We start from the raw sequence: 22,575 nt of genomic DNA on the forward strand, positions 1-22,575 counted from the left end.
ACCATGGCTCGTCGCAGGCACCAGGAAGAACACGTTAACCACGAGCGCTGGCTCGTGTCGTACGCCGACTTCATCACATTGCTGTTCGCGTTCTTCGTGGTGATGTACTCGATCTCGTCGATCAACGAAGGCAAGTACAAAGAAATTTCCGAAGCGCTGGTCGGCGTCTTCAAAGACTCCGACCGCGCGCTCAAACCGATCCAGATCGGCGACGAGCGGCCGAAAACCGTGACCCCGGCCAAGCCGCTGGTCAAGGATGCCGAGCAGGTCGACGCCGGTATCGCAGGCGCCAGTGATCCGCTGAAAAGCATCGCCGATGACATCAGCGCCGCGTTTGGCGATTTGATCAGCTCCAACCAGATGACCGTGCGCGGCAACGAACTGTGGGTGGAGATCGAACTCAATTCCAGCCTGTTGTTCGGCAGCGGCGACGCGATGCCGAGCGACATCGCGTTCAACATCATCGACAAGGTCGCGGCGATCCTGAAACCGTTCGACAACCCGATCCACGTCGAAGGCTTCACCGACGATCAACCGATCCGCACCGCGCAGTACCCGACCAACTGGGAGCTGTCCTCGGCGCGTTCGGCGAGCATCGTGCGCATGCTTGCCATGCAGGGCGTAAACCCTGGCCGACTGGCGTCGGTGGGCTATGGCGAGTTCCAGCCTGTGGCCAACAATGCCACGGTCGAAGGCCGGGCGAAGAACCGTCGCGTGGTGCTGGTGGTCTCGCGCAATCTTGATGTGCGCCGCAGCCTCACCGGCACCGGTACCGCCAATGCGCAACCGGATGCGGCGTTGAAGCGCGCTGGCACACAAACTGCACCGACCCCGGTCAAGACGCCGGGACGCGAGAGTGCCGTCAATTCTCCGTCGCCCGCATTAACACGCTGAAGCATGTCTCGGCCAGCCAATCTGGCCGGGAGGAACGAACTGAATGAGAGTCTGGGCAGTCGCCAATCAAAAGGGTGGTGTCGGTAAAACCACATCCTCCATCGCTCTAGCCGGGTTGCTGGCCGAGGCGGGCAAGCGCGTGGTTGTGGTCGATCTTGACCCGCACGGCTCGATGACCAGCTATTTCGGCTACGATCCCGACAGTCTGGAACACAGCAACTACGACCTGTTTCTGCACAAGGGCAGCGTGCCGCAAGGCTTGCCGGGGCAATTGCTGTTGTCGACCAGCGACGAACGCATTTCGCTGTTGCCGTCGAGCACCGCACTGGCCACCCTCGAGCGCCAGTCGCCGGGGCAAAGTGGTCTGGGCCTGGTGATCGCCAAGAGTCTGGCGCAGCTGTGGCAGGACTTCGATTACGCCATCATCGACAGCCCGCCGTTGCTCGGCGTGCTGATGGTCAACGCCCTCGCGGCGAGCCAGCAACTGGTGATCCCGGTGCAGACCGAGCACCTGGCCGTGAAAGGTCTGGAGCGCATGGTCAACACGCTGGCGATGATCAACCGTTCGCGCAAACAGCCACTGCCATTCAGCATCGTGCCGACGCTGTTCGACCGCCGCACGCAAGCCTCGATGCACACTTTGCGTGTGCTGCGCGACAAATTCCCCGACGATATCTGGCACGGCTATATCCCGGTCGACACCCGTCTGCGCGACGCCAGCCGAGCCGGCGTCACGCCTCCGCAGTTCGACGGCAAGAGCCGTGGCGTGCTGGCCTATCGAGCGCTGCTCAAGCACCTGCTCGCGCAGCAACTTGTTCCGCAGGTGGCTTGAGCATGATCCTTATTCGTGTAGGAGCTGCCGAAGGCTGCGATCTTTTGATCTGGCCTGTCAGTGCTCCTGAAAAGATCAAAAGATCGCAGCCTTCGGCAGCTCCTTCAGGGAGTCGCGCATGAACCGCCCAGTGAAACTCACGTCACGTCCGCAACAGGCCTTGCAGTCCTATCTGGAAGACCTGCTGCTCGACCTGCCCGAGGACTTGCCTGCGCCGGTCGAAGCGCTGCCGCCAGTCGCGGAGCAGGCGCAGCCTGAAGCGGTGCAAAGCACCGAAGCCATGGACGAATTCCAGGCCGCCGTGCTCGAAGAGCAGGCCCGTGACGCGCAGAAATCCTTCACTCCGATTGCCGCGCCCGCTGCTGCGTCAGTGGCCAAAGCACCGGTCGCGCTGATCGATGAACCGCGCGCGCCGCTGTCGACGCTGGCGCCGCTGCTGCAAACGCAATTATTGACCGTGCCGGAACCCGAGCCGGAGCCAGAACCCGAGCCGCCAGTTGCGCAGCCGCAGGTGCTTATCCCGCCGCTGGTCGAGGTGCATCTGCCACCCAACAACCCGCCGCCACCGATCGAACCCGATGGGCGTCCGGCCTGGGCCGCCGAAGCCTTCGAATGCTTGCTGTTCGATGTGGCCGGGCTGACGCTCGCTGTGCCGCTGGTGTCCCTGGGCTCGATCTATTCGCTGGCCGGGCACGAGCTGACGCCGCTGTTTGGTCAGCCGGAGTGGTTCCTCGGTATTCTGCCGAGTCAGGCCGGCAATTTGAAAGTTTTGGATACCGCCCGCTGGGTCATGCCGGATCGCTACCGCGATGACTTCCGTCAGGGCCTGCAATACGTGATTTCGGTACAAGGTTACGAGTGGGGGCTGGCGGTGCATCAGGTCAGCCGCTCGTTGCGTCTGGACCCGAATGAAATCAAATGGAGAAGTCACCGGGGTCAGCGGCCATGGCTTGCCGGCACCGTGATTGAGCACATGTGTGCATTGCTTGATGTATCCGCGCTGGCCGAGTTGATCGCCAGCGGCGGGGCGAAGCACATGAGCGGCAACAAGCCGCTACATAAACCGACTTAGCAGCCGACATAACTATCAGGCGATGGCATTGTTCAATGCCACCACACAGAACACACACCGCCCAGGGCGGTTTTTTCGAGGGGTCAGGGTATGAGTAGTCAGGCGTCGAATGCAAAAGGTTCTGAAGATCCGATCCTGCAATGGGTGACCTTCAAACTGGATAACGAAACCTACGGCATCAACGTGATGCGCGTACAGGAAGTGCTGCGCTACACCGAGATCGCGCCGGTGCCGGGTGCGCCGAGCTACGTGCTGGGTATCATCAACCTGCGCGGCAACGTGGTCACCGTGATCGACACCCGTCAGCGCTTCGGCCTGCACAGCGGTGAGATCAGCGACAACACCCGTATCGTCATCATCGAAGCCGACAAGCAAGTCGTTGGCATCATGGTCGACAGCGTCGCCGAAGTGGTTTACCTGCGTCAGTCGGAAATCGAAACTGCACCGAACGTTGGTAACGAAGAATCGGCCAAGTTCATTCAAGGCGTGTGCAACAAGAACAACGAGCTGCTGATTCTGGTCGAGCTGGACAAGATGATGAGCGAAGAAGAATGGTCGGAACTGGAGAGCATCTGATTTGATTCTCGAGGTTGCGGTAATTGTTCTGTTCCTGTTCTGGGCCGGCACGCTGGCGATGTTCGTCTCATACATCAAGGCGCAGCGGGTAATCGCTGCGCAGCAGGCCCAGGGCGATGCGCTGCGTGATCAGCGCATCAAGGACCTGGCCAAACGTGTCGACGATTACCAGAACGGCAACGTGCGCATGGGCGAAGCCCTGCACGAGTTGCGCGCAGTGGTGAGCCCGTTGCCGGACAAGATCGTTGCGCTGGAGCAGCGCGACCCGTCGAGCCTGTCATTCGCCCAGGCGGCGAAACTGGTGGGCATGGGCGCCAGCGTCGATGAGCTGACTCAGTCGTGCGGGTTGACCCAGGCTGAGGCGCAATTGATGCGCAAGTTGCACAAGGGCAGCTAGGAGCTTCAAGCAAGATCAAAAGATCGCAGCCTTCGGCAGCTCCTACATCGGGATTCGCGTTTCCCTGTAAGAGCTGCCGAAGGCTGCGATCTTTTGCTTTAAGGGTTCAATAATCATCCCCACGTGCGGTGATGTCCTTCTCGACCATCGGCGCGTCCGGGTCTTGTCCCTCAGGGAATTTGCCTTTCAGATTCCACGCAAACGCAATGATCTCGGCAATGGTGCGATAGAGCTCTTCGGGAATGCTGTCGCCCAGTTCCATTCGCGCGAGCAGGCGCACCAGTTCGGCGTTCTCGTAGATCGGCACTTCGTAATCGCGGGCGATGCGCAGGATTTCTTCGGCCAGTTCGTCGTCGCCCTTGGCGGTGAGGGTCGGGGCGTGGTTGCCGTCGTATTTGAGGGCAATGGCCTGGCGTGGGGCAGTGGAATCGTTCATGCGGTTTCGTCGACCCAGCGATGTTCGAGGCGGGTTTGGTTGCCTTGCGGCGGGGTGCCGTGGTGGCAGTCGAGGTCGCCGACGTTGAGCCCGGAATCGAGCAAGCGCTGGCGCAGGGCAAACAGATTGTTTTCGATCAGGTCGGCGGTCTGCGGCCGCTCGGCCCAGAGCTGACTGGAGAGGCTGCCGGCGATCAGTTGCGCTTGAATCTGCAGCGGCCCGAGCGGCTCCAGATCGAAGGCCAGATCGACGCGCCACAGTTGCTGTTTGGCTTCGCGCTCATCGCGACGTTCGTGCGGTTGCGGTTCGCGCTCCGGCGCCTCTTCACGCTGGAACTTGACCTGCAACGGCACGATGTCCTGCAGGTTGCGCATGGGTATTTCCAGCTGCCAAGTGCTCAGTAGGCGGCCATCGTCGGTGACGCCGGTCTGTTCCAGGCTCGACAGCTGATGGCTCTGCAGACGCGACACTGCTGCAGCAGCGAGGCGCAGCAGTTGTTCGAGATCACCTTCGCCTTCCAGTTTCGCCAGCAGCCGTTCGGGCAACGGAAAGCTGCTCGGCACCGGTCTGGCGCTGACCTGGCCGAGGGTGCCGAGAGCGTTCCGGACGAAACTCGGCAGCGCTTGCGCCAAGGTGTTGGCGGCGATGATCGCATTAAAATTGGTGTTGCTCGGCAGGCCCGGGGTCAGTTGCGCGATCAGTTTGAGCAGGTCGGCTTTCATATCCGGGGCGAGAGTCGGGTTTTGTCCACCGAGCAATTTCGCTTCGAGGAACGCGCCGCTGTTGGCCAAGGCCAGCGCCACGCCTTTGGCGGTGCTCATTTGCTGCACGTCGGGCAGGCTGGCGAGCAGCTTGTCGACCACCGCGCGCAGATCGGCCGAGGTCTGGTCAGTGGTAGGCGGCAGATTTTGCAACATCTTCAGCAGACCATCGAGCGAGCCCTGGCGACTTTGCTGGCCGAGCAATTGCTGACTCACCGCCAGTTGTTCCTGACGGCTGCTCAGCGGCACGAATTTGAGGGTTTGCGCGTCCTGCACCTGCGCCGACAACAAGGTGCCGATGCGCAGCGGCTGCGGGCTGTCGACGGTCAAGGTGCTGCCGCTCAATGCGGTGTTGAGCAGAGTGACCATCGAGCGAAATACCGCCGCTTGCCCCGGCGTCTGCGGCAGGGCTTGCGAGGTCACGACTTTGCCTTGCAGCAGGGTGCCGGCGGGCAATTGCGCGGTATCGATACGGGTCAGGGTGGCGACGCTGCTGGTGATCGCTTGCTGTACGGTGATCGCCAGATTGCCGGCCGATGGCTGAGTGATCGCCAGGTTGGTGCCCTGTGGCAACGGCAGGTTGCTGCTGGCCTGCACGGTGGTCTGACGGCCGCTGTCGAGGGTCACTTTGAGCAACAATTCAAAGGTCTGATCGGCCTGCTTGAGCGACAACACCTCCGCCTTGGCGCTTTGCCCCGCGCCGATCAAGCCCTCGACCGGCGTCAGCAGCTTGAGCAGCTCACCCATCTGCGGGCGAGCGCTCGCCGGCACGGTGGGTGGCAGCGGGAGGATGTTCATTTCGCCTGTCATACGCGGACACAACCTGAGGAAATTGCGCTCTTGAGAGTAAGGCACGGCATGTATAATGCCGCGCGTCGTGCGCTTCGTTCAAAAAACCTGGCAATTGTTTGATCCAGCTCGCCAGATCGAGCGATCAAAGCATCTATGCTGCATCTCTTTAACGGCCGCTCTAGAGCCGACTTGAACCGTATAAGGCCCGTGATCCCTTGACCAGTCCTGTCCTGCAAACCGTTGCCCTGGCGTGTGAACGCGATCTCAGGCTGCTTTTCGAAAACCTCGAATTGCGCCTGGCCAGTGGCGACATGGTGCAGATCAGCGGCCCCAACGGCAGCGGCAAGACCAGTCTTTTACGTCTGCTCGCCGGTTTGATGCAACCCACCGATGGCCAGGTGCTGCTCAACGGTCAGCCGCTGACCGAGCAACGCAGCGAACTGGCGCGAAACCTGTTGTGGATCGGCCACGCCGCCGGGATCAAGGATCTGCTCACTCCCGAAGAAAACCTGTCGTGGCTGTGCGCCCTGCATCATCCCGCCGAACGCGAGGCGATCTGGCAGGCGCTGGCAGCGGTAGGATTGCGCGGTTTCGAAGACGTTCCCTGCCACAGTCTTTCCGCCGGCCAACAGCGCCGTGTGGCGCTGGCGCGGTTGTATCTGGACAGCCCGCCGCTGTGGATTCTCGACGAACCTTTCACCGCGCTGGACAAGCAGGGCGTCGCGCAACTGGAAGAACACCTGGCCGGCCACTGCGAGCGCGGTGGGTTGGTGGTGCTGACCACGCACCACACCCTGAGCCGCATGCCGGCCGGTTATCGCGACATCGATCTGGGGAAATGGGCGGTATGAGCGTCTTCGGCCTGCTGCTTGCCCGCGAATCGCGACTGCTGTTCCGCCGCCCGGCGGAGCTGGCCAATCCGCTGATTTTCTTCGCCATCGTCATCGCACTTTTCCCGCTGGCCGTCGGCCCGGAAACTCAAGTCTTGCAAAACCTGTCCCCGGGGTTAGTCTGGGTGGCCGCATTGTTGTCGGTCCTGCTTTCGCTGGACGGATTGTTTCGCAGTGACTTCGAAGACGGCTCGCTGGAACAGTGGGTCCTTTCGTCGCACCCGCTGCCGCTTTTGGTCCTGGCCAAGGTGCTGGCACACTGGCTGTTCTCCGGTCTGGCGCTGGTGCTGCTGTCGCCGCTGCTGGCGTTGATGCTCGGTTTGCCGGCCGCATGTCTGCCGGTACTGCTGCTGTCGTTGCTGCTCGGCACGCCGGTGCTGAGCCTGCTCGGTGCAGTCGGCGCGGCACTGACAGTCGGTCTGAAGCGCGGCGGTCTGTTACTGGCGTTGCTGATTCTGCCGTTGTACATCCCGGTGTTGATCCTTGGCAGCGGCGCGTTGCAAGCGGCGCTGCAAGGCATGCCGGCGACCGGATACCTGTTGTGGATGGCCAGCCTCACAGCGCTGGCGATCACCCTGACACCCTTTGCAATAGCCGCTGGCCTGAAGATCAGCGTCGGCGAATAATAATGAGGCCTGGTCAAAAATTGACCACTTCTTCCAGAAGAAAGGCATGACCCTCTGCCAGCTCGCGATGATGAGCGGCAACCGTGATGGAAACAGTATGAACTGGACCTGGTTTCACAAGCTCGGCTCACCCAAGTGGTTCTACGGTATCAGCGGCAGGTTTCTGCCGTGGTTGAGCATCGCAGCGTTGCTGCTGATCGGTGTTGGCGTGGTCTGGGGGCTGGCGTTCGCGCCGCCGGATTACCAGCAAGGCAACAGCTTTCGCATCATCTATATCCATGTGCCAGCGGCGATGCTCGCCCAGTCGATCTACGTGATGCTCGCGGTGTGCGGCGTGGTCGGGCTGGTGTGGAAAATGAAACTGGCCGACGTCGCCCTGCAATGCGCTGCACCGATCGGTGCGTGGATGACCGCCGTGGCGCTGGTCACCGGGGCCATCTGGGGCAAGCCGACCTGGGGCTCGTGGTGGGTGTGGGACGCGCGCCTGACCTCGATGTTGATTCTCCTGTTTCTGTATTTCGGCGTGATCGCGCTGGGCAACGCCATCAGCAATCGTGACAGTGCCGCCAAGGCCTGCGCGGTGCTGGCCATCGTTGGCGTGATCAACATTCCGATCATCAAATACTCGGTGGAGTGGTGGAACACCCTGCACCAGGGCGCGACCTTCACCCTTACGGAAAAACCGGCGATGCCGGCGGAAATGTGGCTGCCGCTGTTGCTGACGGTGCTGGGTTTCTATTGCTTCTTCGGCGCTGTGCTGTTGCTGCGCATGCGTCTTGAAGTGCTCAAGCGCGAGGCTCGCGCCAGTTGGGTGAAAGCCGAAGTGCAGCAGAGTCTGGAGGCAGCGCGATGAGTTTTGCTTCATTCGGCGACTTCCTCGCCATGGGCCATCACGGCCTGTATGTCTGGTCGGCCTACGGCATCTGCCTGGCGGTGCTGGCCCTCAACGTGTTAGCGCCGATTGCGGCGCGCAAGCGTTATCTGCAACAAGAGGCGCGTCGTCTGCGCCGGGAGAACGCCCAGTGAATGCGCTGCGCAAAAAACGTCTGATCATCATTCTGGCCATCCTGGTCGGGGTCGGTGCTGCTGTCGGCCTGGCCCTGAGTGCGTTGCAGGAAAACATCAATCTGTTTTACACGCCGACGCAGATCGCCAACGGTGAAGCGCCGCAGGACACACGCATCCGCGCCGGCGGCATGGTCGAGGCCGGTTCGCTGCAACGGTCAAAGGATTCGCTGGACGTCAAATTCGTCGTCACCGATTTCAACAAATCCGTGACCATCGCCTATCGCGGCATCCTCCCGGATCTGTTCCGCGAAGGGCAGGGCATCGTCGCCCTTGGCAAGCTCAACGCCGATGGCGTGGTAGTCGCCGATGAAGTGCTGGCCAAGCACGACGAGAAGTACATGCCGCCGGAAGTGACCAAAGCGCTGAAAGACAGCGGTCAATCCGCACCGACGCCTGTGAAGGAGGGTTGATCGATGGCCGCCGCACTGTTTATTCCTGAGCTGGGCCATCTGGCGATGATCCTCGCGCTGTGTTTTGCACTGGTCCAAGCGCTGGTGCCGATGCTCGGCGCGTGGCGCGGTGACCGCTTGTGGATGAGCCTGGCGCAACCGGCGGCGTGGGGCCAGTTTGCCTTTCTGCTGTTTGCCTTTGGCTGCCTGACCTACGCGTTCATGACCGACGATTTCTCGGTCGGCTACGTGGCGATGAACTCCAACAGCGCGCTGCCGTGGTACTACAAATTCAGCGCAGTGTGGGGCGCCCACGAAGGTTCGCTGCTGCTGTGGGCGTTGATCCTCGGCGGCTGGACCTTCGCCGTGTCGGTGTTCTCCCGGCAGTTGCCACAAGTCATGCTCGCCCGGGTACTGGCGGTGATGGGCATGATCAGCACCGGTTTCCTGCTGTTCCTGATTCTTACCTCGAACCCGTTTTCGCGGATCCTGCCGCAGATCCCCGCCGACGGTCGCGACCTCAACCCGTTGCTGCAGGACATCGGCCTGATCGTGCATCCGCCGATGCTGTACATGGGCTACGTCGGTTTCTCTGTGGCCTTCGCATTTGCCATCGCCGCGCTGCTCGGCGGACGTCTCGATGCAGCGTGGGCGCGGTGGTCGCGGCCATGGACCATCGTCGCCTGGGCCTTCCTCGGCATCGGCATCACCCTCGGTTCGTGGTGGGCGTATTACGAACTCGGCTGGGGCGGCTGGTGGTTCTGGGACCCGGTGGAAAACGCCTCGTTCATGCCATGGCTGGTCGGCACCGCGCTGATTCACTCGCTGGCCGTCACCGAAAAACGCGGCGTGTTCAAGAGCTGGACGGTGTTGCTGGCGATTGCCGCATTCTCGTTGAGCCTGCTCGGCACCTTCCTCGTACGCTCGGGCGTGCTGACCTCGGTGCACGCGTTCGCCTCGGATCCCGAGCGGGGCGTGTTCATCCTGATCTTCCTGCTGTTTGTGGTGGGCGGTTCGCTGACGCTGTTCGCACTGCGCGCGCCAGTGGTGAAAAGTCAGGTCGGTTTCAATCTGTGGTCGCGTGAAACCTTGCTGCTGGGCAACAACCTGGTGCTGGTCGTCGCTGCATCGATGATTTTGCTCGGGACGTTGTATCCGCTGATTCTCGATGCCATCAGTGGCGCCAAACTGTCGGTCGGCCCGCCGTACTTCAATGCGCTGTTCATTCCGTTGATGGCGTTGTTGATGCTGGTGATGGCAGTCGGTGTGATCGTGCGCTGGAAGGACACGCCAGTGAAATGGCTGGCAAGCATGCTCACGCCCGTGCTGCTCGGCAGCGTCGCGCTGGCCGTGGTGGCCGGCGTGGCGTATGGCGATTTCAACTGGGCGGTGATTGCGACATTCCTGCTCGCCGCGTGGGTGTTGCTCGCCGGCTTGCGCGATCTGTTCGACAAGACCCGCCACAAGGGCCTGATCAAAGGTTTGCCGACGCTCACCCGCAGCTATTGGGGCATGCAGATCGCCCACCTCGGCATCGCCGTGTGCGCGCTGGGGGTGGTGTTGTCGAGCCAGAACAGTGCCGAGCGCGACCTGCGTCTGGCGCCGGGCGAGTCGATGGATCTGGCGGGCTATCAGTTCGTCTTCGAAGGTGCCAAGCATTTCGAAGGGCCAAACTTTACCTCGGACAAAGGCACCGTCCGCGTCATCCGTGATGGCAAGGAAATCAGCGTGCTGCACCCGGAAAAACGTCTGTACACCGTGCAGAACTCGGTGATGACCGAAGCCGGCATCGATGCCGGTTTCACCCGCGATCTCTACGTCGCCCTCGGCGAGCCACTGGATAACGGCGCCTGGGCCGTGCGCGTACACGTCAAACCGTTCGTGCGCTGGATCTGGTTCGGTGGCTTGCTCACCGGATTTGGCGGTTTGCTGGCGGCGCTGGATCGACGTTATCGGGTCAAGGTGAAAAGCAAAGTGCGCGAAGCACTGGGCATGACAGGAGCGGCGGCATGAGGCGTTGGTTGATGTTGTTGCCGCTGGCGATTTTCCTGCTGGTGGCGGTGTTTCTGTATCGCGGTTTGTATCTGGATCCGGCGGAGCTGCCGTCGGCGATGATCGACAAGCCGTTCCCGGAGTTTTCCTTGCCGAGTGTGCAGGGTGACAAGACGCTGACCAAGGCCGACATTCTCGGCAAACCGGCGCTGGTCAATGTCTGGGGCACCTGGTGCATCTCCTGCCGGGTCGAGCACCCGGTGCTGAACAAACTCGCCGAGCGCGGCGTGGTGATCTACGGCATCAACTACAAGGACACCAATGCCGACGCCTTGAAGTGGCTGGCCGAGTTCCACAATCCGTATGCGCTGGATATCCGTGACGACGAAGGCTCACTGGGCCTCAACCTCGGTGTCTACGGCGCGCCGGAAACCTTCTTCATCGACGCCAAAGGCATCATTCGCGACAAGTTCGTCGGGGTGATCGACGAGCAGGTCTGGCGCGAAAAACTCGCGGCCAAGTATCAGGCGCTGGTCGATGAGGCCAAGCCATGAAGCGTTTTCTCGCAGCAGTGGTGTTGGGCTTGAGCCTGGCTGGTGTCGCCCACGCGGCCATCGACACCTACGAATTTGCCAAAGAGGGCGACCGTGAGCGTTTCCGCGAACTGACCAAGGAACTGCGCTGCCCGAAATGCCAGAACCAGGACATCGCCGACTCCAACGCACCGATCGCCGCCGACCTGCGCAAAGAGATTTTTCGCATGCTCGGCGAGGGCAAGGACAATCAGCAGATCATCGACTTCATGGTCGATCGCTACGGTGATTTCGTCCGCTACAAACCGGCGCTCAATTCGAAGACCGCGCTGCTCTGGTTCGGCCCGGCCGGTCTGTTGCTCGGTGGTTTTGTGGTGATCGCGCTGATCGTGCGCAGGCGTCGCGGGCAACGTGCCGAAACGCCCACATCGCTGTCTGCCGAAGAACGTCAGCGCCTCGACCAACTGTTGGATAAAAACCAAGAATGATTGATTTCTGGCTCGCCGCAGGGCTGTTGCTTCTGGTCGCCCTGAGTTTTCTGCTGATCCCGGTGCTGCGTGAACGTCGTGCCCAGCGGGAAGAAGACCGTACCGCGCTGAACGTCGCGCTGTATCAGGAACGGGTTGCCGAGCTGCAGGCGCAGCAGGCCGAAGGCGTGCTCGACGCGGCGCAACTGGACAGCGGTCGCGCGGAAGCTGCGCGTGAATTGCTGGCCGATACCGAAGGCGCCGCCGCGCCGCGTGTCTCGCGCCTGGGCAAACCGTTGCCGTTGCTGGCCGCGGTGTTGGTGCCGCTGCTGGGCCTTGGTCTGTACCTGCATTTCGGTGCCGCCGACAAGGTGGAACTGACCCGCGAGTTTGCCCAGGCACCGCAGTCGATGGAGGAGATGACCCAGCGTCTGGAGCGTGCGGTTGCCGCTCAACCGGATTCTGCTGAAGGTCTGTATTTCCTCGGCCGTACCTACATGGCTCAGGACCGCCCGGCAGACGCGGCGAAGATGTTCGAACGCGCCGCTAACCTCGCCGGTCGCCAGCCGGAGCTGCTCGGCCAGTGGGCGCAGGCGCAGTATTTTGCTGACGGTAAAAAGTGGTCGGAAAAGATTCAGAAACTGACCGACGAAGCGCTGAAGGCCGATCCGAAAGAAGTCACCAGCCTCGGTCTTCTCGGCATCGCCGCGTTCGAAGGCGAGCGTTATCAAGAAGCGATCGATTACTGGAATCGCCTGCTTGCGCAGCTGCCACCGGATGACAACTCTCGCGCGGCGCTGCAAGGCGGCATCGAGCGTGCCGCCGAACGCTTGAAAGCAAGCGGTGGCAAGGTTGCCCAGGCAGCGGCGCCGAAAGCTGCGTTGCTGACAGTCAGCGTCGATCTGGCCAGCGAACTCAAAGGCAAGGTGCAACCGGGCGACAGCGTGTTCATCTTCGCCCGCGCCACTTCAGGCCCACCTGCGCCGCTGGCGGCCAAACGCCTGACCGTGGCGGATCTGCCAGTGACCGTCGAACTGGGTGATGCCGATGCAATGATGCCGCAGTTGAAACTGTCGAACTTCCCTGAAGTCCAACTGGTTGCGCGCATCTCACGAGCCGGTCAACCGACTGCCGGTGAGTGGATCGGTCGCAGCGGCCCACTGGCCAGCAGCACCACCGCGCCACAAACACTGACCATCGACAGCCCGGACAAATAATCGGGCAAACAAGGAAAGCACCGCCATGCACACCATCGCCCGAATCACAGTCCTCACACTGGCCCTGGGCTTGAGTGCATGTGCGGTGCAACGCCCGGAACCGACCACCAGCCTGCCGCCGATCCCGCCGTCGCAACCGAGCCCGACCCCGTCGACCTCGCCAACACCGGGCAAAAGCATCCCGGCGAAACCGGCAAAACCCGTCCCGCGCACCTCAGCCAGTTTCGCCCCACCACCGGGCGGCAACAGCCACTGGGATCAGAAACTCGGCGTCTACGTCCTCGACGACCAGACCAACACCTTCTACCGCCAGCGCACCTACTACCGCTGGAATAACGGCTGGAGCCGCTCGGTCAGCCCCAACGGCCCGTGGGAAGACACCAACATCCACGGCGTCCCGCCGGGGTTGGGCAAGAAGTTCGGGCAGTAAGAGAAACGGCGATCCTCGGATCGCCGTTTTTTTTGCGTCTGATTCTCAGAGAATCGCACGATAGTTACCTAACGCCTTTACCGATTCGACCAAGCCTTGCCGCTGGAGAAAGCCAAGATATTTATCCACCTCCACATTGGGCGTTTTCAATTGCCGTCGCTGGCTTTGAGCCGCAGCGACGACGGCCGCCGAATCAAGGTGAAAAAGGTTTTCCACAAACTCATCCAGGTGCTGAGCTTCGATGCCGTATGGCGCGAGGTGACAGGAGGGGAAATCTTTCAGGTTGAACGTCACTATTACATCGGCACCGCATCGGATAGCGGCCGCCAGAACATGGCGGTCGTTCTCATCAGGCAGCGTCAGGCCTGACACCAGGTCTTCATAGCCATCGATACACGCATCTGGAATGGCCAAGTCCATCAAGTGCGATGTGCGATCGAGTTGTTCGAGGGTCAGGTCGGACCTGTTCTTCAATAAGTTACGCTTCCATTCGTGGTGTATTTCCTGAGTCCAGCGAGCCTGATACAGCCCAGACAACGCGAGCCACATCAGGAAATCTCTTAAAGGGGCCGGATATAAAACGCATGCATCGTATACAGCAGTGAAAGAGGAATGCCTCACTCGTATCCTGTCCTTAGCGCTTGTGCCTGCTCCGCGAGAAGCGTCATTGCCTGCTCGCTGGCGGTGTCTCGCCGGGTTTTATATTCCATCAGATCGGCAAAACGCACACGTCGGTGCTTGCCTGTTTTGTGGTAGGAAATCTCACCGCTTTCCAGCAGTTTGATCATGTGCGGACGTGAGACGTTGAGCAGATCGGCAGCTTCCTGCGTGGTCAGCTCCGCGTGGATCGGGACCACCTTCACAGCGTGGCCCTGCGCCAGCGCCGCGAGGATATCGCTCAGCAAGCGTAAAGCCGATGTAGGCAGCTCGACGCTGTGGGCTTCGTTCTGTTCATCAAAAATCTGGATTCGCTGAGTTTCAAAACCGGTTGCGAGAAATGCGGTCAGGGCGCGCTGGCCTTCAATCGCGGCTTTGACCTTACGTTCGACAGGCAGATTGATGGCAGATGGAGTAGCGGTGGTCATAAGACTGTTCCAGCACTGTAAGGAAGATCCGCGGACGTTATTCGAACCAAACGAAATTCGCAATAAACGAAACTGTTGCAGGAATACTTTGTAAAACAACCAACCATCACCCCGTCCCATTCTGTGCTTGAGTAAAGATAACTCTAGAGTTACTTTTAATGGGCCAGGCCAAGGAGGCGGTTGGTGCAGAGCAGGCTATTGATGAAGGAGCTGGAGGAGGCGGGCTGGACGCTGGATCGGGTTGCGGGCAGTCATCACATTTTCACTCATCGTTACAACCCGAACACCATTGCCGTCCCGCATCCGAAAAAGGATTTACCGCTGGGGACAGTCAAAAGCATTCGGCGGCGCGCGGGGTTATTCAGCCCGGCAACCCGTCATGAAGGAGATCCGTAATGCAATATCCCATCTGCATCGAGTGGGGTGACGAGAACACTGCCGTCGGCATTCAGATCCCCGATATTCCCGGCGCAGTCACGGCCGGGGACAGCTTTGAGGAGGCCTACAACGCGGCCGTGGAAGTGGCTCACCTCATGCTGCAGGAGATCGCGGCGGCCGGTCAGGCGATTCCGATGCCGACCTCGGCAGCGGCGCATCGCAATCATCCGGATTTTGCCGAGATGGGCTGGGGCATGCTGGAGCTGGATATCTCGCCGTACCTGGGCAAGACCGAAAAGGTCAACGTTACGCTGCCCGGCTATGTGATTCAGCGTATTGATCGCTATGTACGCGAGCACAACGTCAAAAGCCGCTCCTCGTTTCTGGCGGATGCGGCGATGGAGAAACTGGTTCGGTATTGAGGGGCTGCGCAATTGTGGGAGCGAGCCTGCTCGCGAAGGCATCAGGTCAGGCACTGATCTGTGGCTGACACACCGCCTTCGCGAGCAGGCTCGCTCCCACTATGACATCGCGTCAGGACGCGACTTTTCGCTGCGCCAGCGCAGCGTTTTGCGAAGCACTCAAAAACCGTAACAACGCCAACAGCGGAAACACACTCCCAACAATCACGATCCACAACCAGCCGCCATGTTCATACACAGCGCTGGCCACCGACGAGCCGAAGGCGCCGCCGATGAAGATGCTGGTCATGTACAAGGCGTTCAGTCGACCACGGCTTTTGGCGTCCAGCGAGTACACCGCGCGTTGGCCGAGGACCATGTTCATTTGTACGCAGAAGTCGAGCACCACGCCGGTTACAGCCAGGCCGATGACGCTGTAGGCGGGGTGGATGAAGGCGGGAAGGAAGCTCAGGCTGGCGAAGAGCATGGCCAGCAGCGAGGCGATGCGGGTGTGGCCGGCATCGGCGAGGCGGCCGCTGATTGGCGCGGCGATGGCACCGATGGCGCCGACCAGGGCGAAGATCGCGATTTCGCTTTGCGACAGGCCATGGTTGCGCGCCAGTTCCAGCGGCACGGCGGTCCAGAACAGGCTGAACGTGGCGAACATGCAGCCCTGATAAAACGCCCGCTGACGCAGCACCGGTTGCTGGCGCAGCAAAGTCCACAGCGAGCCGATCAGTTGGCCATACGTGGCGCTGTGATCGGGCTGGCGCTTGGGCACGGTCAGCGCCAGCACTATGCTGATCGCCGCCATCAAGGCCGCAGCGATCATGAACATGGCGCGCCAGCCGAGGTGATCGGCGACCACGCTCGACACCGGTCGCGCCAGCAGAATACCCAGCAGCAAACCGCCCATGATCCCTCCGACCACCCGGCCACGGGATTCTTCCGGCGCCAGGTGCGCAGCGAGCGGAATCAGGACTTGCACCGACACCGAGCTGAACCCCACCAGCAACGAAATCAGCAAGAACACATTCGGCTGATCGGTAAACGCCGCCGCCAGCAGGCTGGCAATTGCCACCACGGTAGTGATGATCATCAACCGCCGGTTTTCCAGCAGATCGGCCAGCGGCACCAGAAAGAACAGGCCCAGTGCATAACCGATCTGGGTCAGCGAGACGATGAAACTCGCCATGGTGTCGGAGAGGCCGATGTCTGGCGCGATCAGGCCAATGATCGGTTGTGCGTAATAGATATTGGCAACGATGGCGCCGCAGCAGAATGCGAACAGCAGAACCATGCCTCGGGTCATTGCGTGAGGAGTGGTGGTCATGGGATTACTCGGGTCGGGCACAGGGAAAGCGGTGAAGGCTAATGGACAACGCGGGTTGGCAGAAGACAGTTTCGGATGATAACGGTTATTACGTTGTGTAATGACCGGTATCTGCGCTCGACAAAAAAGGCGACCGAGTGGGTCGCCTTTTTGTTGAGGTCAAACTTTACTGGCCGCTATAAATCTGATCGAACACCCCACCATCGTTGAAGTGGGTTTTCTGCACGGTGCGCCAGTCACCAAACGTCTTCTCCACCGAAAGGAAATCCACTTTAGGGAAACGGTCGGTGTACTTCGCCAGCACTGCCGGGTCGCGCGGGCGCAGGTAGTTGGCCGCAGCAATCTCCTGACCTTGCGGCGACCACAGGTACTTCAGATATTCATCAGCTGCCGCGCGCGAACCTTTTTTGTCGACGACCTTATCGACTACCGACACAGGCGGCTCGGCTTCGGCGGAGACGCTTGGGTAGACCACTTCAAACTGATCACGACCAAATTCGCGAGCGATCATTTCCGCTTCGTTTTCGAAGGTCACCAGCACGTCGCCGATCTGGTTGGTCATGAACGTGGTGGTGGCGGCGCGGCCACCGGTATCGAGCACTGGCGCTTGCTTGAACAGTTTGCCAACGAAGTCCTTGGCCTTGTTCTCGTCGCCGCCGTTCTTCAGCACATAGCCCCAGGCCGACAGGTAGGTGTAGCGGCCGTTGCCCGAGGTTTTCGGGTTCGGCACGATCACCTGCACGCCGTCCTTGAGCAGGTCCGGCCAGTCTTTCAGGGCTTTAGGGTTGCCCTTGCGGACGATGAACACCGTCGCCGAGGTAAACGGCGCGCTGTTGTTCGGCAGGCGCGTGACCCAGTTCTCCGGCACCAGTTTGCCGTTGTCGGCGAGGGCGTTGATGTCGGTGGCCATGTTCATGGTGATGACATCGGCCGGCAGGCCATCGATCACCGAACGCGCCTGCTTGCTCGAACCACCGAAAGACATCTGCACGGTGATGTTCTCGTTGTGCTCGGCCTGCCAGTGTTTCTGGAACGCAGTGTTGTAGTCCTTGTAGAAATCGCGCATCACGTCGTAGGAAACGTTAAGCAGCGTCGGTGCTGCCTGAGCGATGTTGGCCAAGGCCAGGCCAGCGGCGAGAAGTGAGGCGCCAAAGAGTTTTTTCACTGCGCATTCCTTGTTCTGTGGGGGTGTTGAGTCAAAGGTGAGGCGATTTGCCAGCGACTATAACGGGCGCGTGATAGCCGCTTAAAGATTAAAAAGCTCTGTACTTATTCCACTTTCTTGAACAGTTGACTGCCGCAACGCGAACAAAACGCCGCGCTTTGCTCGTGGCTCTTTTTCTGACATCCCGGGCAGTCATGTTGCAGCTGTTCGCCGCGCATGGCATTGGCCAGTTCTGCGGTAAAAATCCCCGTGGGCACGGCGATGATCGAGTAACCGGTGATCATGACCAGCGAGGAAATCACCTGGCCCAGAGGTGTCTTCGGCACGATGTCGCCGAAGCCCACAGTGGTCAAGGTGACGATCGCCCAGTAGATGCCCTTCGGAATGCTGGTAAAGCCGTGCTCTGGACCTTCGATCACGTACATCAGCGTGCCGAACACCGTGACCAGCGTGCACACGCTGACCAGAAACACGACGATTTTCTGCTTGCTGCCACGCAGCGCCGACATCAGGTAGTTGGCCTGCTTGAGGTACGGACTGAGCTTGAGCACGCGGAAAATCCGCAGCATCCGAATGATGCGGATGATCAGCAGGTACTGAGCATCGCTGTAATAAAGCGCGAGGATACCGGGCACGATCGCCAGCAGATCCACCAGCCCGTAAAAGCTGAAGGCATAGCGCAGCGGCTTGGGCGAGCAGTACAGACGCAGGATGTATTCGCCGAGAAAAATCGCCGTGAAACCCCACTCGATGTAGGCCAGCACGTCGGCGTAGTTGCGATGGATACTGTCGATACTGTCGAGCATCACAATCACCAGACTGGCGAGGATGATCAACAGCAGAATGCCGTCGAAGCGACGCCCGGCCGGGGTGTCGCTCTGGAAAATCATGACGTAAAGCCGTTCACGCCAATTGTTGCTGCTGTCCATGGATAACGCCTGAATCGAAGATCAGCGCAGCCTAGGGTGATTCTCCTCGTGAGCGCAAGACTCATGCGCAAGCGACGCTTTGCCAAGCATCTGAATGCCGGCGCGAATCAACCAGCAGGCAAGGATGAATGGCGCAGTCAGCGTCGCCAGCCCGAGGGCGGCAAACAGCGGCGTCACCAGCAAGGCCAGGACAATTGCGAGCAGCGGCAACCACGGATGTTGCCGTTGCGCGCTGAAGGCGAGGGCGGCGAGTACGGCGTTGTAGCCACCGAGCCCGAGCAGTGCGGCGGACGTTTCGTGATGCAGCAGACTGGAGCCGAGGCCGATCGCCGACGCCAGCAGCGCCCAGCAGAACGCCCGGCGATCGGCGAGCAGCAAACCGCTGGCGATCAACGCCCCGGCCAAGGGATGGTCGAGAAACATCACTTGCCCAAATCCGCGCAGTTCAGCAGCCAGCAGATTTGTCGTGTTCAGGTCGACCGATGCCATTGGCGCGGAGGGTTCGGCGAACACCAGCAGCACCCAACTGATCGCCACGAACGGCGAGGTATACGCCGGTATAGCGCGACTGCGGTACACGTGTTTGAGCCATTGCTGAGTGAGCATCGCGCTCAACCCGCCTGCCGCGAGAATCAGCGGTGGCAGCAACGGCGACCAAGGGAAATACAGGCTCAGCAGCAGGCCGAGCAGCACGCCGTTATAGCTGAATAACCCGGCCTGGCGATCGGCTTTGGCGTAGTTGCGCCGCTGCGCGGTGAGCAGACCGGCAACGCCACCAAGCAGCGCCCCGGCAAACAGCACCGGCGCTGTCAGCAGAATCGCCAACAGACACAGCAGGCCGCACAGCGGATGGCGCTGGAAGAAAATCTGACTGAAACCGTTGAGCAAAGCCTCGGCCCAGTCGGGGCAGTGGGTGTTGAAGTGATTGGCAGGCATGGCAGTTCATTCGGTGCTGATCGTTCCCACGCGCCGCAAAGGAATGCCTGAAAGGACGCTCTGCGTCTGCTCTTGGGACGCAGAGCGTCCCGGGCCGCATTCCCACGCAGAGCGTGGGAACGATCATGGTGGGGGGCTAGATCAACGTCTCAATGCGCAGGGAGTTGGTCGAACCCGGCTGGCCAAACGGCACGCCGGCAGTGATCAGCAGCGTGTCGCCACGCTCGGCCATGCCTTGTGCCTGGGCGATTTCCAGCGCGGTTGAGCAGACTTCATCGACCTGGCGCAGACGATCGTTGACCACCGAATGAATGCCCCACGCCACGCTCAAGCGCCGCGCCGTTTGCAGGTTCGGCGTCAGATTGAGGATTGGCGCTTTCGGTCGTTCCCGCGATGCGCGCAGCGTCGAAGCGCCCGACTCGCTGTAATTGACCAGCACCGCCACCGGCAGCACGTTGCTGATCCGGCGGATCGCGCAGCTGATTGCATCCGAAACGGTTGCCTCGGCTTTCGGTCGGCTGACGTCGAGCTGGGTCTGATAATCCGGGCCGTTTTCCACCTGACGAATGATCTTGCTCATCATCTGCACGGCTTCGAGCGGATACTCGCCCGAGGCGGTTTCCGCCGACAGCATCACTGCATCGGCGCCTTCGGCCACGGCATTGGCAACGTCGGTGACTTCGGCGCGGGTCGGGGCCGGGGAGAAGCGCATCGACTCGAGCATCTGCGTCGCCACGACCACCGGTTTGCCGAGTTCGCGGCAGGTGGTGATGATGTTTTTCTGAATCTGCGGCACGCTTTCTGCCGGCACTTCAACACCCAGATCGCCGCGAGCGACCATGATTGCGTCGCTCAACCCAGCAATCTCACGCAGTTGCTCGACCGCTGAAGGCTTCTCGATTTTCGCCATCAGAAAGGCTTTGTCGCCGATCAATGCGCGGGCTTCAACAATGTCCTGCGGGCGCTGCACGAACGACAGCGCGACCCAGTCCACACCCAGCTCCAGACCGAAGCTCAGGTCGCGACGATCCTTGGCGGTCAACGGGCTGAGGTCGAGCACCGCTTGCGGCACGTTCACACCTTTGCGGTCGGACAGTTCGCCGCCGTTGAGCACGGTGGTGTCGATCGCATCGGCGTACTTGGTAACCACGCGCAGACGCAGCTTGCCGTCGTCGAGCAGCAAATCCATGCCGGCTTCCAGTGCGGCGATGATCTCGGGATGCGGCAGGTTCACCCGACGCTCGTCGCCCGGTGTCGCGTCGAGATCGAGGCGGAACGCCTGACCGCGATGCAGTTGCACCTTGCCTTCGGCGAACTTGCCGACGCGCAGTTTAGGCCCCTGCAAGTCCATGAGAATGCCCAGCGGATAGTTGAGCTGGCGCTCGACTTCGCGGATCCACTGATAGCGATTGGCGTGGTCGGCGTGATCGCCGTGGCTGAAGTTCAGGCGGAAGATGTTGACCCCGGCCTCGACCAGTTCGCGGATGTCGTCGATGCCGTCGACCGCAGGGCCGAGGGTGGCGAGGATTTTGACCTTTTTATCAGGCGTCATGATTTGCAGTTCTCAAGGATCAGGATGGCGCGGAAGTCGTTGACGTTGGTGCGGGTCGGCTCGGTGACGATCAACGCGTCGAGCGCTTCGAAGTAGCCGTAACCGTTGTTGTTATCCAGCTCATCGCTGGCGCTTAAGCCCAGGGCGGCGGCGCGGGCGTAGCTGTCCGGGGTCATGATTGCGCCGGCATTGTCTTCCGAGCCGTCGATGCCATCGGTGTCGCCGGCCAGCGCGTAGACGCCGGGCTGGCCCTTGAGGTTGTCGGTGAGGCTCAAGAGGAATTCGGCGTTACGCCCGCCACGACCATTGCCGCGCACGGTCACGGTGGTTTCGCCGCCGGAGAGAATCACGCACGGCGCCGCCAATGGCTGGCCGTGGTTGATGATCTGCCGGGCGATGCCTGCGTGGACTTTCGCCACTTCACGGGATTCGCCTTCCAGATCGCCGAGAATCAAGGTGCTGAAACCGGCCTGACGGCATTTCACCGCCGCGGCATCCAGCGATTGTTGCGGGCGGGCAATCAACTGGAAGTGGCTGCGAGCCAGACTCGGGTCGCCGGGTTTGACGGTTTCCGACTCGGGGCTTTGCAGCCAGTTGCGCACCGAGGCCGGAATGTCGATGCCGTAGCGTTTGATGATCGCCAGGGCTTCGGCGCTGGTGCTAGGGTCGGCCACGGTCGGGCCGGAGGCGATGACGGTGGCGAGGTCGCCGGGTACATCGGAAATCGCGTAGGTGTAAACCGTCGCCGGCCAGCAGGCCTTGCCGAGGCGGCCGCCCTTGATCGCCGAGAGGTGCTTGCGCACGCAGTTCATCTCGCCGATGGTCGCGCCGGATTTGAGCAAGGCCTTGTTGATCGACTGTTTGTCGGCGAGGGTGATGCCTTCGGCCGGCAAGGCGAGCAGGGCAGAGCCGCCGCCGGAGAGCAGAAAGATCACGCGGTCGTCTTCGGTCAGGTTGCTGACCAGTTCCAGCACGCGTTTGGCCACGGCCAGACCGGCGGCGTCCGGCACCGGATGCGCGGCTTCGACCACTTCGATTTTTTCGCACGGGGCGCCGTGTCCGTAGCGGGTGACGACCAGGCCCGTGACTTCGCCTTCCCAGCAGCGCTCGACCACTTGCGCCATGGCGGCCGCCGCTTTGCCGGCACCGATGACGATGACGCGACCGCTGCGGTCGGCGGGCAGATGGGCTTCAAGGACTTGGTTCGGATGCGCCGCGTCGATGGCTGTGGCAAACAGCTCGCGCAGCAGTTGTTGCGGATCGACCGACATGGCGGGCTCCCAATCTTATTGTTCTTGGTTAATGCTGATGATCGTTCCCACGCTCTGCGTGGGAATGCTTCAATGGACGCTCTGCGTCCGCTTCGGCAGGGACGCGGAGCGTCCCGGGCAGCATTCCCACGCGGAGCGTGGGAACGAGCGACG

At 61.1% G+C, this 22,575-nt stretch carries 27 protein-coding genes; 17 read left to right on the forward strand and 10 right to left on the reverse strand.

The window, feature by feature from the left end:
* The first annotated feature begins 3 nt into the window (after positions 1–3).
* The 5 genes from motD (at position 4) to CXF97_RS11920 (ending at position 3,771) form a co-directional block, all read left to right on the forward strand.
* Positions 4–894, forward strand: coding sequence for a flagellar motor protein MotD (gene motD / locus CXF97_RS11900; protein WP_101158655.1), 891 nt, complete (start codon positions 4–6; stop codon positions 892–894).
* Positions 895–937: 43 nt separating this feature from the next.
* Positions 938–1,726, forward strand: coding sequence for a ParA family protein (locus CXF97_RS11905; protein ID WP_101158656.1), 789 nt, complete (start codon positions 938–940; stop codon positions 1,724–1,726).
* A 118-nt stretch (positions 1,727–1,844) separates the two neighbouring features.
* Complete coding sequence (locus CXF97_RS11910) at positions 1,845–2,798, forward strand: CheW domain-containing protein (protein WP_101158657.1); 954 nt, start codon at positions 1,845–1,847, stop codon at positions 2,796–2,798.
* Positions 2,799–2,888: 90 nt separating this feature from the next.
* Positions 2,889–3,374: a chemotaxis protein CheW gene (locus CXF97_RS11915; RefSeq protein WP_016771050.1), complete on the forward strand. Its 486-nt coding sequence runs from the start codon at positions 2,889–2,891 to the stop codon at positions 3,372–3,374.
* 1 nt (position 3,375) lies between these two features.
* On the forward strand, positions 3,376–3,771 hold the full coding sequence (locus CXF97_RS11920) for a DUF2802 domain-containing protein (RefSeq protein ID WP_101158658.1): 396 nt from the start codon (positions 3,376–3,378) through the stop codon (positions 3,769–3,771).
* Between the two features lie 106 nt (positions 3,772–3,877).
* On the opposite strand, the gene CXF97_RS11925 is transcribed toward CXF97_RS11920, so the two are convergent.
* Positions 3,878–4,207, reverse strand: a complete 330-nt coding sequence (locus CXF97_RS11925; protein WP_101158659.1) for an EscU/YscU/HrcU family type III secretion system export apparatus switch protein — start codon at positions 4,205–4,207, stop codon at positions 3,878–3,880.
* Positions 4,204–5,778 (reverse strand): flagellar hook-length control protein FliK, encoded by a 1,575-nt coding sequence (locus CXF97_RS11930; protein ID WP_101158660.1) that lies wholly within the window; start codon positions 5,776–5,778, stop codon positions 4,204–4,206. The genes CXF97_RS11925 and CXF97_RS11930 overlap by 4 nt, the downstream gene beginning before the upstream one ends.
* 197 nt (positions 5,779–5,975) lie before the next feature.
* Between CXF97_RS11930 and ccmA the strand changes: the two genes are divergently transcribed.
* From ccmA to CXF97_RS11980, 10 genes are all read left to right on the forward strand, one after another.
* Complete coding sequence (ccmA, locus tag CXF97_RS11935; protein ID WP_073472746.1) at positions 5,976–6,611, forward strand: cytochrome c biogenesis heme-transporting ATPase CcmA; 636 nt, start codon at positions 5,976–5,978, stop codon at positions 6,609–6,611.
* Positions 6,608–7,276 carry a heme exporter protein CcmB gene (gene ccmB / locus CXF97_RS11940; protein ID WP_039763615.1) on the forward strand — a complete coding sequence of 223 codons (669 nt, stop codon included), beginning with the start codon at positions 6,608–6,610 and terminating at the stop codon, positions 7,274–7,276. Before ccmA ends, ccmB begins: the two co-directional genes overlap by 4 nt.
* Before the next feature lie 97 nt (positions 7,277–7,373).
* Positions 7,374–8,129: a heme ABC transporter permease gene (locus CXF97_RS11945; RefSeq protein WP_101158747.1), complete on the forward strand. Its 756-nt coding sequence runs from the start codon at positions 7,374–7,376 to the stop codon at positions 8,127–8,129.
* A complete protein-coding gene (gene ccmD / locus CXF97_RS11950; RefSeq protein WP_101158661.1) occupies positions 8,126–8,302 on the forward strand; it encodes a heme exporter protein CcmD in 177 nt (58 codons plus the stop codon). Before CXF97_RS11945 ends, ccmD begins: the two co-directional genes overlap by 4 nt.
* A complete protein-coding gene (gene ccmE, locus CXF97_RS11955; RefSeq protein WP_016771044.1) occupies positions 8,299–8,754 on the forward strand; it encodes a cytochrome c maturation protein CcmE in 456 nt (151 codons plus the stop codon). Before ccmD ends, ccmE begins: the two co-directional genes overlap by 4 nt.
* A 3-nt stretch (positions 8,755–8,757) precedes the next feature.
* Positions 8,758–10,746 (forward strand): heme lyase CcmF/NrfE family subunit, encoded by a 1,989-nt coding sequence (locus CXF97_RS11960; RefSeq protein WP_101158662.1) that lies wholly within the window; start codon positions 8,758–8,760, stop codon positions 10,744–10,746.
* Positions 10,743–11,279 carry a DsbE family thiol:disulfide interchange protein gene (locus CXF97_RS11965; protein WP_024012128.1) on the forward strand — a complete coding sequence of 179 codons (537 nt, stop codon included), beginning with the start codon at positions 10,743–10,745 and terminating at the stop codon, positions 11,277–11,279. The genes CXF97_RS11960 and CXF97_RS11965 overlap by 4 nt, the downstream gene beginning before the upstream one ends.
* Positions 11,276–11,746, forward strand: coding sequence for a cytochrome c-type biogenesis protein (locus CXF97_RS11970; protein WP_101158663.1), 471 nt, complete (start codon positions 11,276–11,278; stop codon positions 11,744–11,746). Before CXF97_RS11965 ends, CXF97_RS11970 begins: the two co-directional genes overlap by 4 nt.
* A complete protein-coding gene (gene ccmI, locus CXF97_RS11975; RefSeq protein ID WP_101158664.1) occupies positions 11,743–12,942 on the forward strand; it encodes a c-type cytochrome biogenesis protein CcmI in 1,200 nt (399 codons plus the stop codon). Before CXF97_RS11970 ends, ccmI begins: the two co-directional genes overlap by 4 nt.
* 25 nt (positions 12,943–12,967) lie before the next feature.
* Positions 12,968–13,372 carry a hypothetical protein gene (locus CXF97_RS11980; RefSeq protein WP_073472737.1) on the forward strand — a complete coding sequence of 135 codons (405 nt, stop codon included), beginning with the start codon at positions 12,968–12,970 and terminating at the stop codon, positions 13,370–13,372.
* 45 nt (positions 13,373–13,417) lie between these two features.
* On the opposite strand, the gene CXF97_RS11985 is transcribed toward CXF97_RS11980, so the two are convergent.
* A complete protein-coding gene (locus tag CXF97_RS11985) occupies positions 13,418–13,993 on the reverse strand; it encodes a PIN domain-containing protein (protein ID WP_101158665.1) in 576 nt (191 codons plus the stop codon).
* On the reverse strand, positions 13,990–14,457 hold the full coding sequence (locus CXF97_RS11990; RefSeq protein ID WP_101158666.1) for a helix-turn-helix domain-containing protein: 468 nt from the start codon (positions 14,455–14,457) through the stop codon (positions 13,990–13,992). Before CXF97_RS11990 ends, CXF97_RS11985 begins: the two co-directional genes overlap by 4 nt.
* Before the next feature lie 183 nt (positions 14,458–14,640).
* Between CXF97_RS11990 and CXF97_RS11995 the strand changes: the two genes are divergently transcribed.
* Both CXF97_RS11995 and CXF97_RS12000 read left to right on the forward strand, forming a co-directional pair.
* Positions 14,641–14,853: a type II toxin-antitoxin system HicA family toxin gene (locus CXF97_RS11995; RefSeq protein WP_101158667.1), complete on the forward strand. Its 213-nt coding sequence runs from the start codon at positions 14,641–14,643 to the stop codon at positions 14,851–14,853.
* A complete protein-coding gene (locus CXF97_RS12000; RefSeq protein WP_101158668.1) occupies positions 14,853–15,257 on the forward strand; it encodes a type II toxin-antitoxin system HicB family antitoxin in 405 nt (134 codons plus the stop codon). Before CXF97_RS11995 ends, CXF97_RS12000 begins: the two co-directional genes overlap by 1 nt.
* Positions 15,258–15,369: 112 nt before the next feature.
* On the opposite strand, the gene CXF97_RS12005 is transcribed toward CXF97_RS12000, so the two are convergent.
* The 6 genes from CXF97_RS12005 to CXF97_RS12030 form a co-directional block, all read right to left on the reverse strand.
* Positions 15,370–16,569 carry an MFS transporter gene (locus CXF97_RS12005; protein WP_101158669.1) on the reverse strand — a complete coding sequence of 400 codons (1,200 nt, stop codon included), beginning with the start codon at positions 16,567–16,569 and terminating at the stop codon, positions 15,370–15,372.
* A gap of 166 nt (positions 16,570–16,735) precedes the next feature.
* The gene (locus tag CXF97_RS12010; RefSeq protein ID WP_095126517.1) at positions 16,736–17,734 is read right to left on the reverse strand and encodes a sulfate ABC transporter substrate-binding protein; all 999 of its coding nucleotides are present in this window, start codon (positions 17,732–17,734) and stop codon (positions 16,736–16,738) included.
* A gap of 104 nt (positions 17,735–17,838) precedes the next feature.
* Positions 17,839–18,663: an ion transporter gene (locus tag CXF97_RS12015; protein WP_041479613.1), complete on the reverse strand. Its 825-nt coding sequence runs from the start codon at positions 18,661–18,663 to the stop codon at positions 17,839–17,841.
* 21 nt (positions 18,664–18,684) lie between these two features.
* Positions 18,685–19,599 (reverse strand): urea transporter, encoded by a 915-nt coding sequence (locus tag CXF97_RS12020; protein WP_101158670.1) that lies wholly within the window; start codon positions 19,597–19,599, stop codon positions 18,685–18,687.
* A gap of 136 nt (positions 19,600–19,735) precedes the next feature.
* Positions 19,736–21,151 carry a pyruvate kinase gene (gene pyk / locus CXF97_RS12025; RefSeq protein WP_101158671.1) on the reverse strand — a complete coding sequence of 472 codons (1,416 nt, stop codon included), beginning with the start codon at positions 21,149–21,151 and terminating at the stop codon, positions 19,736–19,738.
* Positions 21,148–22,422 (reverse strand): glycerate kinase, encoded by a 1,275-nt coding sequence (locus tag CXF97_RS12030; RefSeq protein WP_101158672.1) that lies wholly within the window; start codon positions 22,420–22,422, stop codon positions 21,148–21,150. The genes pyk and CXF97_RS12030 overlap by 4 nt, the downstream gene beginning before the upstream one ends.
* Between the last annotated feature and the right edge of the window lie 153 nt (positions 22,423–22,575).

Origin of the sequence: Pseudomonas sp. Choline-02u-1, from assembly GCF_002836515.1 — a bacterium.
GTDB lineage: Bacteria > Pseudomonadota > Gammaproteobacteria > Pseudomonadales > Pseudomonadaceae > Aquipseudomonas.

What these genes read in the sequence shown, in the direction of transcription:
- pyk (WP_101158671.1), bottom strand. Translation starts at nt 21,151, where the DNA reads ATGACGCCTGATAAAAAGGTCAAAATCCTCGCCACCCTCGGCCCTGCG.
- CXF97_RS12000 (WP_101158668.1), top strand. Translation starts at nt 14,853, where the DNA reads ATGCAATATCCCATCTGCATCGAGTGGGGTGACGAGAACACTGCCGTC.
- CXF97_RS12015 (WP_041479613.1), bottom strand. Translation starts at nt 18,663, where the DNA reads ATGGACAGCAGCAACAATTGGCGTGAACGGCTTTACGTCATGATTTTC.
- ccmB (WP_039763615.1), top strand. Translation starts at nt 6,608, where the DNA reads ATGAGCGTCTTCGGCCTGCTGCTTGCCCGCGAATCGCGACTGCTGTTC.
- CXF97_RS11960 (WP_101158662.1), top strand. Translation starts at nt 8,758, where the DNA reads ATGGCCGCCGCACTGTTTATTCCTGAGCTGGGCCATCTGGCGATGATC.
- CXF97_RS11910 (WP_101158657.1), top strand. Translation starts at nt 1,845, where the DNA reads ATGAACCGCCCAGTGAAACTCACGTCACGTCCGCAACAGGCCTTGCAG.
- CXF97_RS11990 (WP_101158666.1), bottom strand. Translation starts at nt 14,457, where the DNA reads ATGACCACCGCTACTCCATCTGCCATCAATCTGCCTGTCGAACGTAAG.
- CXF97_RS12005 (WP_101158669.1), bottom strand. Translation starts at nt 16,569, where the DNA reads ATGACCACCACTCCTCACGCAATGACCCGAGGCATGGTTCTGCTGTTC.
- ccmD (WP_101158661.1), top strand. Translation starts at nt 8,126, where the DNA reads ATGAGTTTTGCTTCATTCGGCGACTTCCTCGCCATGGGCCATCACGGC.
- CXF97_RS11925 (WP_101158659.1), bottom strand. Translation starts at nt 4,207, where the DNA reads ATGAACGATTCCACTGCCCCACGCCAGGCCATTGCCCTCAAATACGAC.
- CXF97_RS11915 (WP_016771050.1), top strand. Translation starts at nt 2,889, where the DNA reads ATGAGTAGTCAGGCGTCGAATGCAAAAGGTTCTGAAGATCCGATCCTG.
- CXF97_RS11970 (WP_101158663.1), top strand. Translation starts at nt 11,276, where the DNA reads ATGAAGCGTTTTCTCGCAGCAGTGGTGTTGGGCTTGAGCCTGGCTGGT.
- CXF97_RS12030 (WP_101158672.1), bottom strand. Translation starts at nt 22,422, where the DNA reads ATGTCGGTCGATCCGCAACAACTGCTGCGCGAGCTGTTTGCCACAGCC.
- CXF97_RS12020 (WP_101158670.1), bottom strand. Translation starts at nt 19,599, where the DNA reads ATGCCTGCCAATCACTTCAACACCCACTGCCCCGACTGGGCCGAGGCT.
- motD (WP_101158655.1), top strand. Translation starts at nt 4, where the DNA reads ATGGCTCGTCGCAGGCACCAGGAAGAACACGTTAACCACGAGCGCTGG.
- ccmI (WP_101158664.1), top strand. Translation starts at nt 11,743, where the DNA reads ATGATTGATTTCTGGCTCGCCGCAGGGCTGTTGCTTCTGGTCGCCCTG.
- CXF97_RS11905 (WP_101158656.1), top strand. Translation starts at nt 938, where the DNA reads ATGAGAGTCTGGGCAGTCGCCAATCAAAAGGGTGGTGTCGGTAAAACC.
- CXF97_RS11965 (WP_024012128.1), top strand. Translation starts at nt 10,743, where the DNA reads ATGAGGCGTTGGTTGATGTTGTTGCCGCTGGCGATTTTCCTGCTGGTG.
- CXF97_RS11930 (WP_101158660.1), bottom strand. Translation starts at nt 5,778, where the DNA reads ATGACAGGCGAAATGAACATCCTCCCGCTGCCACCCACCGTGCCGGCG.
- CXF97_RS11945 (WP_101158747.1), top strand. Translation starts at nt 7,374, where the DNA reads ATGAACTGGACCTGGTTTCACAAGCTCGGCTCACCCAAGTGGTTCTAC.
- CXF97_RS11980 (WP_073472737.1), top strand. Translation starts at nt 12,968, where the DNA reads ATGCACACCATCGCCCGAATCACAGTCCTCACACTGGCCCTGGGCTTG.